We start from the raw sequence: 12,484 nt of genomic DNA on the forward strand, positions 1-12,484 counted from the left end.
TCACTTTCTGCTCGTTCTGAGGCCCGCTATGCGGGCCTTTTTTTATTTTCACCACGCCTGCTGAATCTCTCCGCGCATATCGGTAAGCCTGGTCTGACTGAACAGTGAGATACGCAATGATATGGATTAACGGACGCGAACAAGCGACGCTTTTTGCCGGTGACCGCGCGGTACAATTTGGCGACGGCTGTTTTACCACGGCGGCGGTCAACAACGGGCGCATTCTGCAGCTCAGCGCCCATATGCAGCGCCTGCGGGAAGGCTGCCAGCGCCTGCTGATTGGCCAGGTTGACTGGCTGCAGCTCGGGCAGGAGATGCAACAGTTAGCGGAACCGCAGCAGCAGGCGGTGTTAAAAGTGATTATCAGCCGTGGACAGGGCGGACGCGGTTACAGCATGACTGGCTGCGGCGAGGCGACGCGCATCCTGTCACTGGCCCCTTATCCGCAGCACTACCAGGCGCTGCGCAGCACCGGCGTCAAGCTGACCTTAAGCCCGATCGCCCTGGCGCGCAGCCGGCTGCTGGCGGGCATTAAACATCTTAACCGGCTGGAACAGGTATTGATCCGCGCACATCTCGACCAGAGCGATGCCGATGAGGCGCTGGTGCTTGACACTGAGGGCAGGGTGGTGGAATGCTGTGCGGCCAATTTATTCTGGCGCAAAGGCGGCCAGGTTTTTACCCCGAGCGTGGAACAGGCCGGGGTTGATGGCACCATGCGGCGTTATCTGATGGCGCAGATGATGCAGTCCGGTCAAACTTGTCACGTCGTCAGCGTCGGGAAAGACGTGGTTCTGGATGCCGATGAAGTGGTGATCTGTAATGCGCTGATGCCCGTGCTGCCGGTAAGAGAGCTTGACGACAAACGTTATACGGGCAGAAGCCTTTTCGACCTGCTTTACGCCAGCTGCAACAAAATGGAAGCAAAATGACCCGAACAATAAAGTTTATCGCCGCCGCCACGGCGATTTTAGCGCTCGCCCTGCTTTTTAGCGCATGGCAAATCAAGCGCTTTGCCGCAACGCCACTTTCCATTCACCAGGAAAGGATCTATACGCTGCCCGCCGGAACCGGACGTGTGGCGCTGGAAGCACAGCTGGAGAGCCAGCAGATTATTCCACACAGTATCTGGTTCGGCGGCTTGCTGAAGCTGGAGCCAGAGCTGGCGCGCTTCAAAGCGGGTACTTATCGACTGGAAACCGGCATGACGGTACGCGACCTGCTTGAGCTGTTGTCCAGCGGCAAAGAAGCGCAGTTTCCCGTGCGCTTTATCGAAGGTTCGCGCTTGCAGGAGTGGCTTGCTCAGCTGCGCACCGCGCCTTATCTCCGCCATACGTTGAAAGATGATAGCTTCGACACGCTCGCGGCGGCGCTGAAGCTGGATCGCGCCCGACTGGAGGGTTGGTTCTGGCCGGATACCTATCTCTATACCGCGAACACCACAGATGTGGCGCTGCTGCAGCGCGCCCATGAGCGCATGGAACAACAGATTCACAACGCCTGGCAGCACAAAGATGCCAATCTGCCCTATAAGAGCGAAAACGATCTGGTTACTATGGCCTCGATCATCGAAAAAGAGACCGGCGTCAGCGAAGAGCGCAGCAAGGTCGCCTCGGTATTTATCAACCGACTGCGTATCGGCATGCGCCTGCAAACCGATCCCACTGTGATCTATGGCATGGGCAATGCCTGGAACGGTACGCTGACGCATAAAGATCTTGAGACGCCGACCGATTACAATACCTATATCATCAGCGGCCTGCCGCCGGGACCGATTGCGATGCCGGGCAAGGCATCGCTGGAAGCGGCCGCGCATCCGGTAAAAAGCAATTACCTCTATTTTGTTGCCGATGGTAAAGGCGGTCACACCTTTACTACCAACCTTGCCAGTCATAACCGCGCAGTACAGGCATATCGACTGGCCATGAAGGAAAAGAATGAAAAGTAAGTTCATTGTGATTGAGGGCCTGGAGGGCGCGGGCAAGACCACGGCGCGTGAAGCGGTGGTCGACGTGTTAAAGGCCCAGGGCATCAACGATCTGGTGTTTACCCGTGAGCCGGGCGGCACCCCGCTGGCGGAGCAGCTGCGGACGCTGATCAAGCAGGGTATTGAAGGCGAGCAGGTCACGGACAAAGCTGAACTGCTGATGCTGTATGCCGCGCGCGTACAGTTGGTAGAGACTATCATCAAACCGGCTCTGGCGCGCGGCGCATGGGTGGTTGGCGATCGTCACGATCTCTCCTCGCAGGCCTATCAGGGCGGCGGGCGCGGCCTCGATACGCAACTGATGCAGACTCTGCGCGCGGCGGTGCTGGGCGATTTTCGTCCTGACCTGACGCTTTATCTCGATGTCACGCCGGAAATCGGCCTGCAGCGCGCACGAGCTCGTGGCGCGCTGGATCGGATTGAACAGGAATCGCTGCGCTTTTTTGAGCGCACGCGCGAGCGTTATCTGGCGCTGGCGGCAAGCGATCCCACGATTCGCACCATTGACGCGACGCAGTCGCTGGACCAGGTGACGTTGTCACTGAAAGCGACGCTGCAGGCGTGGCTGGCGGAACAGGCGTGATGAACTGGTATCCCTGGCTGAATCAGCCTTACCGGCAGATTATCGCCCAGCATCAGGGCAGCCGTGCGCATCATGCACTGCTGATCCAGGCGCTGCCCGGCATGGGTGATGATGCGCTGATCTGGGGCGTCAGCCGCTGGCTGATGTGCCAGCAGCCGGAAGGGCTGAAAAGCTGTGGCCACTGTCATGGTTGCCAGCTGATGCAGGCCAATACGCATCCCGACTGGTATCGTCTCGAAGCGGAGAAAGGCAAGTCGACGCTGGGCATTGATGCGGTGCGGCAGGTCACGGAAAAACTCTATCATTTTGCCCAGCAGGGCGGCGCTAAAGTGGTGTGGCTGCCCGATGCGGCGCAGCTGAGCGAAGCGGCGGCCAACGCGCTGCTGAAAACCCTTGAGGAGCCGCCAGCCAACAGCTGGTTTTTCCTGACCAGTCGCGAGCCTTCGCGCCTGCTGGCGACGCTGCGCAGCCGCTGCATGACGCTGCACCTTTCGCCGCCCGAGGAAAAACAGAGCCAGCAATGGCTGGCGAAGCAAAGCTCGCTGGATGAAGCGGCACGGCTGGCGGCGCTGCGTCTGTCGGGCGGCGCGCCCGGTGCCGCGCTGGCCTTGCTGGAGACGGTTCCCTGGCAGGCGCGTCAGGCGCTCTGTGCGGCGATTCCCGGCGCGCTTCAGCAAGACATTATGCAACTGCTGCCGGTGCTGAATGGTGAGGACGCCGCTGTGCGCATCGGCTGGCTGTTGACGCTGCTGGTTGACGCGATGAAATGGCATCAGGGCGCAACGCAGTGGTTAACCAACTGCGATCGTACCGATGTGGTCACTGTGCTGACGCAGCACCTGTCCGTCAGCGCGCTGAGTGAAAGCGCGCACCGCTGGATGCAGTGCCGTGAGCGCCTGCTGCACGTACAGGCGGTAAACCGAGAATTACTGATAACCGATCAGCTGTTGGCATGGGAACAACTGATGAAACCCGCCATGATTGGTTAACGCTGGAGAGAATAACTATGTTTATTGTTGATTCCCATTGCCACCTTGATGGTCTGGATTATGAGAAAAATCATCGTGATCTGGATGATGTGATCGCAAAAGCCGCCGCGCGTGACGTGAAGTTTATGCTGGCCATTGCCACTACGCTGCCAGGCTTTCATACCCTGAAGGCGCTGGTGGGCGATCGCGAAAATATCGCGCTCTCCTGCGGCGTCCATCCGCTGAATCAGGAAGCGCCTTATGATGTCGAAGAGTTTCGTCTTCTGGCGGCCGATGAACGCGTTGTTGCGCTGGGCGAAACCGGACTTGATTACTACTATCAGCAGGAAACCAAGGCGCAGCAGCAGGCCTCATTTCGCGAACATATCCGCACCGGCCGCGCGCTGAACAAGCCGATCATTGTACATACCCGTGAAGCGCGTGAAGACACGCTGGCGATTCTGCGCGAAGAAAAAGTGGAAGAGTGCGGCGGCGTGCTGCACTGCTTTACAGAAGATAAAGAGACGGCGGCGAAACTATTGGATATGGGCTTTTATATCTCTTTTTCCGGTATTGTCACGTTCCGTAATGCGGAAGCGCTGCGTGACGCTGCACGCTATGTGCCTCTGGATCGTATGCTGGTAGAGACGGATTCTCCTTATCTGGCCCCGGTGCCTTATCGCGGCAAAGAGAACCAGCCTGCCTGGACCCGTGATGTGGCAGATTACATGGCGGTATTGAAAGGGGTGGATATTGAAACGCTGGCTGCGACCACTACGCAAAACTTTTCGCGTCTGTTTCATATCCCGCTTTCGCGTCTCGGCTCTTGAAAAAATGGTTTAATTCACTCTCTGTAATTAATCATCAAAGCAGCCAAAGTGCTCCGCTTATTGTAGCGGAGCCGGTTTTTTTGCTGAAAAAAAGCACAGGGAAGTCAGAAATTTCCCGCGACTTTGCCGCTTGTAAGAGGAAACGTGATAAGCGTCAAAGTAACACCCGGTGATTTATTTTACCCTTCGTAATAAATCAGAAGGCGCTAAAACGCCACCCCGGTAAAGGTCTTTCCTCTTTACCACGCACTGCGCGAAACGCACTCATACTCAGGAGCTTCAGGCTATGTTTAAGAACGCATTTGCGAACCTGCAAAAGGTCGGTAAATCGCTCATGCTGCCGGTATCGGTTCTTCCGATCGCCGGCATTTTATTAGGTGTAGGCTCAGCGAACTTTAGCTGGCTGCCTGCGGTGGTGTCTCACGTTATGGCGGAAGCGGGCGGATCGGTTTTCGCCAATATGCCGCTGATTTTCGCCATTGGCGTGGCGCTTGGCTTTACCAATAACGATGGCGTCTCCGCGCTGGCTGCGGTTGTCGCTTACGGCATCATGGTGAAAACCATGGCGGTGGTTGCGCCGCTGGTGCTGCATCTACCTGCCGCTGAGATCGAGGCGAAGCATCTTGCCGACACCGGCGTGCTGGGCGGTATTATCGCCGGTGCCATCGCCGCCTACATGTTTAATCGCTTCTACCGTATCAAACTGCCGGAATATCTCGGCTTTTTTGCCGGTAAACGTTTTGTGCCGATTATCTCCGGCCTGACGGCGATTATTCTCGGCGTGCTGCTCTCCTTTATCTGGCCGCCGGTCGGCGCGGCGATTCAAGAGTTCTCTCAGTGGGCGGCTTACCAGAACCCGGTTGTGGCCTTTGGAATCTACGGCGTGGTTGAACGTGCGCTGGTGCCTTTTGGCCTGCATCATATCTGGAACGTGCCGTTCCAGATGCAGATTGGTGAATTCACCAACGCAGCGGGTCAGGTATTCCACGGCGATATCCCGCGCTATATGGCGGGTGACCCGACGGCGGGCAAACTTTCCGGCGGTTTCCTGTTTAAAATGTACGGTCTCCCGGCCGCTGCGATTGCTATCTGGCACTCGGCGAAACCGGAAAACCGGGCAAAAGTAGGCGGCATCATGATCTCTGCGGCGCTGACCTCGTTCCTGACCGGCATCACCGAGCCGATTGAATTCTCTTTCATGTTCGTCGCGCCGATTCTGTATGTTATCCATGCGATTCTGGCTGGCCTGGCATTCCCGATCTGTATTTTGCTCGGTATGCGTGACGGCACCAGCTTCTCGCACGGCCTGATCGACTTTGTGGTACTGAGCGGCAACAGCAGCAAAATCTGGCTGTTCCCGATTATCGGTATCCTCTATGGTCTGGTCTATTACAGCGTGTTCCGCGTGCTGATTGTGAAGCTGGATCTGAAAACGCCGGGTCGTGAAGAGAACGCGATCGAGCAGAGCACGGCGAGCGGCAACGAAATGGCCGGCAAGCTGGTGACGGCATTTGGCGGCAAAGAGAACATTACCAACCTGGATGCCTGTATCACTCGTCTGCGCGTGAGCGTGGCGGATGTGGGCAGAGTGGATCAGGCGGAGCTGAAAAACCTCGGCGCACGCGGCGTGGTAGTGGCTGGCTCCGGCGTGCAGGCGATTTTCGGCACCAAGTCCGATAACCTGAAAACCGACATGGATGATTATATTCGCAGCATGTAACCGCGGTTCATCCTGCTTAAAAAGCCCCGTAAGGGGCTTTTTTTATGCTCAAAGGTAAACGCGCAGGTACTCAGTCAGGCAGAGCAGGGCCATCGCCTGGCCGTAGGGCATTGAGGTCAGCGGCACCTGACGGTAATAGTCCAGATCGCTGCCCATGGCGGTGCCGAAAGAGACCTGCTTCAGCTCGCCGTTGCCGTCAATATTGTTGATTACGCCGCGCAACGCATTTTCCGCCATCGGCAGATAGTCGCGGGAAAGGTAGCGCTTACGCACCGCCTTGAGAATGCCGTAGGCGAAACCGGCGGTAGCGGAGGCTTCAGGATAGCTGTCGGCATCGTCCAGCAGGGTATGCCACAGGCCGCTGCGGTGCTGACAGCGCTGTAACGCCTTGACCTGGCTCTCCAGCACCTGCAAAAGAAAGCGGCGCGTGGCGTGATGCTCCGGCCAGTTCATCATCTCCAGAAAATCGGGAATGGCGATGGTCAGCCAGCTGTTGCCACGCGCCCAGCGCGCATTGGCGAAATTATGGCGACCCGCAAAACTCCAGCCGTGAAACCAGAGACCGGTTTGACGATCCATCAGATATTGCGTATGCAGCAGGAACTGATAACTCGCTTCTTCTACCCATTCATCGCGCTTCAGCAGCTGACCCATTTTTGCCAGTGCCATCACACTCATCATCAGGGTGTCGTCCCATAACTGCTCGCTGTTTTCGCTGTTATAAACGATATGCTGCAGGCCGCCCTGTTCGGTGCGCGGCATCTCATACATTACCCACTCCGCCCAGCGCTCAAGCACTGGCCGCCAGGCGGGGTTGCGCGTCTCTTCGTAGCGGTACGCCAGGGTGAGAAACGGGCAAACCGTATTGACGTTTTTTGTTGGCGTGCCTTCTTCCAGGCGGGCGCTGAACCACTCATCGATGATCTGCAAGGTAGTGCGATCGCCCGTCTGCTGGTAGTAGTGCAACATACCGTACAGCCCGATGCCGTGCGTCCACTCCCAGCCGGACCAGCCTTTGGTATCAATAACGCGACCGTCATCAAGACGCAGCAAAAACTCGCCGGTTTCGTCGTTGATATTAATCAGGTTCTGCGTCAGCTGGTGGATCAACTGCACCAGCTCGCTGCGCGGCAGCAGATAATCGGGTTGGCGCAGCAGCGCGCTCTGTTTCACAGGAAATACAACCATGGTTCACTCCTGACGTTTTAACGTTGAAGATAAAGGCGAAAGTGCCGGACGGGGTGCCGCCAGCGCTGGCGCGGCTGGCTTATGGCGATTCAAAAAACCAATGTTGTTATTGCCCCACAGATTTTCATAAGGCAGGCCCGCCAGCGTTTCCACAATCTCACGTGCCTCCGGCGTAACGCTTTCGGGCATTACCCGGCCCGTCTCCCGCATTTTCAGCGTCTCTGCGCGCAGCACCGCATGCGTATGGAGATCGAGTTTGAAGCGCAGGGAGATAATAAAGCCGCAGATCAGTACGCAAAGGGTGCCGATGCTGAGAATGGCAAGAATGGTATGGCCGACGGCGGGCGCCTGTATCGCCTGGCCAGAGACGAATCCGGCAAGCTGCAACAGGATCCCCACCAGCATGACCGCGCCTGCCTGCGAAGCTTTACGCGTCAACGTCATGATGCCGGCAAAGATGCCTTCGCGCCGCTGGCCGGTAATCACCTCATCCACATCAGCAATGTAGGTGTAGATGTTCCACGGCACATAGTTAATGCCGCCACGGCCCAGGCCCGCCAACGCAGAGATCAGCACCAGCAGCGCGAAGTGGTCGTTCATGCCGCTATACCAGAGCGCGGCGTAAGAGAGCGCGCTCAGGCCGAACAGCGTCACCACCAGTCGGTAAGAGGCAGCGGGTCCCAAGCGAATACAGAGCGGAATCATCGCCATCACCGCAATAAATTGCAGTACCGCCATGGTGCCCATCAGGCTGGAAGCGATCCGGGCGCTCTGCATCAGCACAAACACCACGTACCAGGTGAATACCGCATTAAATACATCCTGCGCGATATAGCCGCCGAGATACATACCGAGATGCTGACGGAAAATACGGATGCGCAGCGTGGAAGCCAGCTCAACATAGAGGCGCTTCAGGCTTTGCGGCAAGGTCAGTTGGCGCTTCTCCTCTTCGGCGCGGCGCGATTCCGCCGAGAAATCCTCTGCCGCGCGCTCCCAGGTAAACAGCCAGACCAGCGTCAGAACCAGCGCGCAGATCACCGAGAACACCAGGCTGGCGTAAAAGAAGGAGTGGGGATTATCTTTGCCGAACCAGCCGATCAGCACGCCCGGCAGAAAGGCAGCCAGAATGGCCGACAGCTGCGCCAGCGCGATGCGCGCGCCGGAAAATTTCGTTTTCTGTTTAAAGTCATCCGTCATTTCCGGCACCAGGGTTTCATAGGGCACCAGAATCATGGTATAGACCACGTCGAACAGCAGATAGGTGAGCAGATACCACCAGAAGCTCATATCGCTAATCCACATCAGGCTGTAACTGAAGACGCAGGGGATGCCAAGCAGAATAAAAAACTTGCGACGGCCAAAGCGTGTGCCCAGCCAGGTAGAGCCAAAATTATCGGTGAGGAAACCCATCAGCGGGCTTACCACCGCGTCCAGCACGCGCGCGGCGGCAAAAATAAAGGTGGCTTCGATGGGCGTCAGCCCGCAGAAAGTGGTGTAGAAATAGAGCAGCCAGGCGGCGGTTAACGCCGTGGTGCCCGCTCCGAGAAAATCCCCGGAGCCGTATGCCAGATAGTGGCCCAGACCAATCTTACGTGAGCGCATCAGGGTACTCCTTGTCAAAAATATGTGTAAATCCCTAATCACTCCGGACATCTCACTCGGATTGGAGAGAAGGTAGAGCGGACAGAAAGGGTAAACCTTCATAATTTGGCAAGGCGGAAAGTCAAAGTGGCAAAAATGCAAAGAAAAGCAGGGCGCAAATCTAATTTTTAAAACACTGTTTCATTTTTTCAGGTTGCTGGCGCGGCAAAACAGGCGACCGGCGATAACCAAACAGGGGAGGAAAAAAGTGGCGCAAACACAGGCGATTGATGAAAGAAATGTGGTCCTGAGGTTGAAAGAAAACAATTTTCTCCCTCATACTCCTTTACTGACATTCAGGCTCAAGGAATTGCATCATGGCTGAAGAAACCATTTTCAGTAAAATTATCCGTCGCGAAATCCCGGCCGACGTGGTTTATCAGGACGAACTGGTCACCGCCTTTCGGGACATCTCGCCTAAGGCGCCTACCCATATTCTTATCATCCCCAATGTACTGATCCCGACCTGCAATGATGTGCTTGAGGCGCATGAGCATGCGTTGGGCCGCATGTTTACCGTTGCGGCGAAAATTGCGCGGCAGGAAGGCATTGCCGAAGATGGCTATCGTCTGATCATGAACTGCAATCAGCATGGCGGACAAGAGGTCTATCATATTCATATGCACCTGCTGGGCGGCCGTCCACTCGGACCGATGCTTTCACACTGATGGCAAAATGGAACCTTGCTATGCGCTTACAGCTGATTAGCCTGGGGTTGCTGCTCAGCCTTGCTGGCTGCAGCAGCGATAAACCGATGATTAACACTTCACAATCCCTGGTGATGGAGTCATCGGTGCTCTCTGCCGGGATCATCACCGATGAACCAACGCTGGCGGAGCGTGACGGTCAGAAGCGCGCGTCCAGCGTGCTCTACAACCAGCGTGAAACGCCGGTTACCGTGCATTACCGCTTCTACTGGTATGACGATAAAGGGTTGGAAATCGAGCCGCAGGAGCCGCCGCAAACGTTCACCGTACCCGCGCACGGCAGTGCAGAGGTGATATCCCAGACGGGAAACCTGACCGCCAGCAAGGTGCGTCTCTATCTCTATCTCTGAGGAGTACTACGTGATTCGCAGTGTAAAACTTTCCGGGGCGTTCTTTTTCGCGCTCCTGCTTTCCGGCTGCGTAATAAAGCAGCAACAGCCTGCGCCGGTCGAACCCACGCAGCCCGCGCCGCCCACCGAGCCGGTGCCGCCGCCACAGCCGCCACAGCCGCAGCCGGGCGAAACCGTGCCGTCGCCGCCAAAACTGAAATCCATTAACTGGGATGCCAGCGTGCAGCCGCTGGTGGCAAATATGCTGCAATCTTCCGGCGTCACGCCGGGCAGCGTGCTGCTGGTGGATCGGGTAAAAAACAGTACCAACGGCAACCTGCAAAGTGAAAAGGCCACCAGCGCCATTCAGAATGCGCTGGCCAACAACGGCAAATTTACCCTGGTGACGGACGATCAGCTGAGCCAGGCCAAGCAGACGCTGGGCCTGCCGCCGGATGACAGCCTCAACTCGCGCAGCAAGGCGATTGGCCTGGCGCGCTACCTGAACGCGCAGTACGTGCTCTACAGCAATGCGCAGGGCGAGGTGAAGGCCCCGACTCTGCAAATGCAGTTGATGCTGGTGCAGAGCGGCGAAATTATCTGGTCAGGCAACGGTGATACAAAGCATTGACCCTGCGCTGCAGCGGCTGCTCGACCACATCCAACCGGCAGCGCAACCTGCCGGTTGTTTTTTGCCGCTCGACGGGCTGACCGGACAGAGCGGCAAAGTGGAAACCGCCGCCGGACCTTTGCTGGCGCGCCGACAGCCGCTGCTGCCGATTCCCTTTGTGAACCGGCAGCGCGAATATCGCATCCTGAAAAAACTGCGGTCTTCCGGTCTCGCGCCGCAGCCGCTGGCGGTGAATCCGCACTGGCTGCTGCTGCGCTGGCAGTCGGGCGCGCTTATCTCTGCGGATGAATTCACTCAGCGGCAGGATGAGGTGATTTCGCTGCTGCATGGTCTGCACCAGCAGCCGCTCACCGGTTACCGGCTCAGCCTGACGCCGCTATTGCAGCACTACTGGCAGCTATGTCAGCAGCGCAACCTGCGTTGGCAGCGCGCGCTGCGACGGCTGATGCGGGAGGGCGAGCCGAAACCGCTGCGCCTGGCGCCCGTTCATATGGATGTCCACTCCGGCAACCTGCTCGCAACGCAGCAAGGGCTGCGTCTGATCGACTGGGAATATGCCGCGGATGGCGATGTGGCGCTGGAAATCGCTGCGCTCTGCGCCGCCGATCCCGTGCAGCAGTCGCGCTGGACAGCGCTTTATGCTGGCGCCGCCAGACTGCCGCTGTGGCAGCTGGAAGCTCAGGTCAGGCGCTGGCAGCCCTGGCTGCGGCTGTTAATGGCGAGCTGGTATCAGCTGCGGGCGGAGCAGAGCGGCGACGCTACGCTGCGTCAGCTGGCCGCAGAGAGCTGGCAATCTATTTAGCCCGTGCGTTCTGACGCCGGGGATCAACAGGAAACAGAATATGACGACATTGTTACCCGGTCCGCTGATGCTGGACGTTGAAAGCTACGAGCTGGACGCCGAAGAGCGGGAAATTTTACAGCATCCGCTCACCGGCGGGGTGATCCTCTTCGCCCGTAACTATCACGATCCGGCGCAGCTGGCGGAGCTGGTGCGCCAGATCCGCGCCGCGTCACATACGCGGCTTGTCGTGGCGGTGGATCAAGAGGGCGGGCGCGTCCAGCGTTTCCGCGACGGCTTCACGACATTACCCGCGATGCAATCTTTTGCCGCGCTGCACGATCTTACCGACGCAGGCGAGCTGGCGCAGCAGGCGGGCTGGCAGATGGCCGCTGAGATGATCGCCATGGATATCGATATCAGCTTCGCGCCGGTGCTGGATATTGGTCACATCAGCGCGGCGATTGGCGATCGTTCCTTTCATGCCGATCCTGCCATCGCCCTGCAAATCGCCCGCCGCTTTATTGCCGGTATGCATGAGGCGGGAATGAAAACCACCGGCAAACACTTTCCGGGGCATGGCGCGGTCAGCGCCGACTCGCATAAAGAGACGCCCCGCGACGAGCGCGATGCGGCCAGGCTGCGTCAGCACGATATGGCGATTTTCCGCCAGCTCATCGAAGAGCAGGCGCTGGATGCCGTGATGCCCGCGCATGTGATCTATACGCAGATCGATCCGCTGCCCGCCAGCGGCTCGCCGTACTGGCTGAAAACGGTGCTGCGCGGCGAGCTGGGATTTGAAGGGATAATTTTCTCCGACGATCTCTCCATGGAGGGCGCCGCAGTGATGGGCAGCTATGCGGAGCGTGCGCAGCAGTCGCTGTCGGCGGGCTGCGATATGATTCTGGTGTGCAACCAGCGTCAGGGGGCGATTGCCGTACTGGATAATTTGACCGAGATCGAAGCTACGCGCGTGCCACAGCTGTATCATCAAGGACGTTACAGTCGTCAGCAGCTTCAGGAGAGCCGTCGCTGGAAAGAGAACCAGCAGCAGCTTAGCGCTCTTCAGGCGCGCTGGCTGGCGCATAAGGCGTCGGGCTAACGCTTAGCCCGGCACGC

The 12,484-nt window shown here is 57.8% G+C and carries 13 protein-coding genes; 11 read left to right on the top strand and 2 right to left on the bottom strand.

Going from position 1 to position 12,484, the window contains the following annotated elements; translation table 11 throughout:
* Nucleotides 1-116: 116 nt before the first annotated feature.
* The 6 genes from pabC to ptsG all read left to right on the top strand — a co-directional run bounded on the left by pabC (nucleotide 117) and on the right by ptsG (nucleotide 6,088).
* On the top strand, nucleotides 117-932 hold the full coding sequence (gene pabC, locus ABU178_RS08120; protein ID WP_397213669.1) for an aminodeoxychorismate lyase: 816 nt from the start codon (nucleotides 117-119) through the stop codon (nucleotides 930-932).
* A complete protein-coding gene (mltG, locus tag ABU178_RS08125) occupies nucleotides 929-1,948 on the top strand; it encodes an endolytic transglycosylase MltG (RefSeq protein WP_397213670.1) in 1,020 nt (339 codons plus the stop codon). The genes pabC and mltG overlap by 4 nt, the downstream gene beginning before the upstream one ends.
* A complete protein-coding gene (gene tmk, locus ABU178_RS08130) occupies nucleotides 1,938-2,570 on the top strand; it encodes a dTMP kinase (RefSeq protein ID WP_397213672.1) in 633 nt (210 codons plus the stop codon). The genes mltG and tmk overlap by 11 nt, the downstream gene beginning before the upstream one ends.
* Nucleotides 2,570-3,559, top strand: coding sequence for a DNA polymerase III subunit delta' (gene holB, locus ABU178_RS08135; protein ID WP_397213674.1), 990 nt, complete (start codon nucleotides 2,570-2,572; stop codon nucleotides 3,557-3,559). Before tmk ends, holB begins: the two co-directional genes overlap by 1 nt.
* A gap of 17 nt (nucleotides 3,560-3,576) precedes the next feature.
* Nucleotides 3,577-4,368: a metal-dependent hydrolase gene (locus ABU178_RS08140; RefSeq protein WP_397213676.1), complete on the top strand. Its 792-nt coding sequence runs from the start codon at nucleotides 3,577-3,579 to the stop codon at nucleotides 4,366-4,368.
* Nucleotides 4,369-4,654: 286 nt separating this feature from the next.
* Nucleotides 4,655-6,088, top strand: coding sequence for a PTS glucose transporter subunit IIBC (gene ptsG / locus ABU178_RS08145; protein WP_397213677.1), 1,434 nt, complete (start codon nucleotides 4,655-4,657; stop codon nucleotides 6,086-6,088).
* 48 nt (nucleotides 6,089-6,136) lie between these two features.
* Here ptsG and bglB read toward each other — a convergent pair whose 3' ends face one another.
* Nucleotides 6,137-7,276: a beta-galactosidase BglB gene (gene bglB / locus ABU178_RS08150; protein ID WP_397213678.1), complete on the bottom strand. Its 1,140-nt coding sequence runs from the start codon at nucleotides 7,274-7,276 to the stop codon at nucleotides 6,137-6,139.
* Between the two features lie 3 nt (nucleotides 7,277-7,279).
* Nucleotides 7,280-8,878: an MFS transporter gene (locus tag ABU178_RS08155; protein WP_397213680.1), complete on the bottom strand. Its 1,599-nt coding sequence runs from the start codon at nucleotides 8,876-8,878 to the stop codon at nucleotides 7,280-7,282.
* Between the two features lie 356 nt (nucleotides 8,879-9,234).
* Here ABU178_RS08155 and hinT point away from each other — a divergent pair, with 356 nt between their 5' ends.
* From hinT to nagZ, 5 genes are read left to right on the top strand one after another with little or no spacing between them, the layout of a single operon-like run.
* Nucleotides 9,235-9,585, top strand: coding sequence for a purine nucleoside phosphoramidase (hinT, locus tag ABU178_RS08160; RefSeq protein WP_312241006.1), 351 nt, complete (start codon nucleotides 9,235-9,237; stop codon nucleotides 9,583-9,585).
* A gap of 20 nt (nucleotides 9,586-9,605) precedes the next feature.
* A complete protein-coding gene (locus tag ABU178_RS08165; protein WP_397213682.1) occupies nucleotides 9,606-9,974 on the top strand; it encodes a YcfL family protein in 369 nt (122 codons plus the stop codon).
* Nucleotides 9,975-9,984: 10 nt separating this feature from the next.
* Nucleotides 9,985-10,584 (top strand): penicillin-binding protein activator LpoB, encoded by a 600-nt coding sequence (gene lpoB, locus ABU178_RS08170; RefSeq protein ID WP_397213684.1) that lies wholly within the window; start codon nucleotides 9,985-9,987, stop codon nucleotides 10,582-10,584.
* Entirely contained in the window at nucleotides 10,571-11,386 is an 816-nt protein-coding gene (gene thiK, locus ABU178_RS08175) for a thiamine kinase (RefSeq protein ID WP_397215747.1), read from the top strand. The genes lpoB and thiK overlap by 14 nt, the downstream gene beginning before the upstream one ends.
* Before the next feature lie 40 nt (nucleotides 11,387-11,426).
* Nucleotides 11,427-12,467, top strand: coding sequence for a beta-N-acetylhexosaminidase (gene nagZ / locus ABU178_RS08180; protein ID WP_397213685.1), 1,041 nt, complete (start codon nucleotides 11,427-11,429; stop codon nucleotides 12,465-12,467).
* Nucleotides 12,468-12,484 lie beyond the last annotated feature (17 nt).

This window comes from Pantoea osteomyelitidis, from assembly GCF_044342975.1.
In the GTDB taxonomy this organism is placed as follows: Bacteria; Pseudomonadota; Gammaproteobacteria; order Enterobacterales; family Enterobacteriaceae; genus Pantoea; species Pantoea osteomyelitidis.

Coding starts and splice junctions, on each gene's coding strand:
- mltG (WP_397213670.1), top strand. CDS start 929: ATGACCCGAACAATAAAGTTTATCGCCGCCGCCACGGCGATTTTAGCG.
- ABU178_RS08155 (WP_397213680.1), bottom strand. CDS start 8,878: ATGCGCTCACGTAAGATTGGTCTGGGCCACTATCTGGCATACGGCTCC.
- pabC (WP_397213669.1), top strand. CDS start 117: ATGATATGGATTAACGGACGCGAACAAGCGACGCTTTTTGCCGGTGAC.
- nagZ (WP_397213685.1), top strand. CDS start 11,427: ATGACGACATTGTTACCCGGTCCGCTGATGCTGGACGTTGAAAGCTAC.
- bglB (WP_397213678.1), bottom strand. CDS start 7,276: ATGGTTGTATTTCCTGTGAAACAGAGCGCGCTGCTGCGCCAACCCGAT.
- holB (WP_397213674.1), top strand. CDS start 2,570: ATGAACTGGTATCCCTGGCTGAATCAGCCTTACCGGCAGATTATCGCC.
- ABU178_RS08165 (WP_397213682.1), top strand. CDS start 9,606: ATGCGCTTACAGCTGATTAGCCTGGGGTTGCTGCTCAGCCTTGCTGGC.
- ABU178_RS08140 (WP_397213676.1), top strand. CDS start 3,577: ATGTTTATTGTTGATTCCCATTGCCACCTTGATGGTCTGGATTATGAG.
- tmk (WP_397213672.1), top strand. CDS start 1,938: ATGAAAAGTAAGTTCATTGTGATTGAGGGCCTGGAGGGCGCGGGCAAG.
- hinT (WP_312241006.1), top strand. CDS start 9,235: ATGGCTGAAGAAACCATTTTCAGTAAAATTATCCGTCGCGAAATCCCG.
- ptsG (WP_397213677.1), top strand. CDS start 4,655: ATGTTTAAGAACGCATTTGCGAACCTGCAAAAGGTCGGTAAATCGCTC.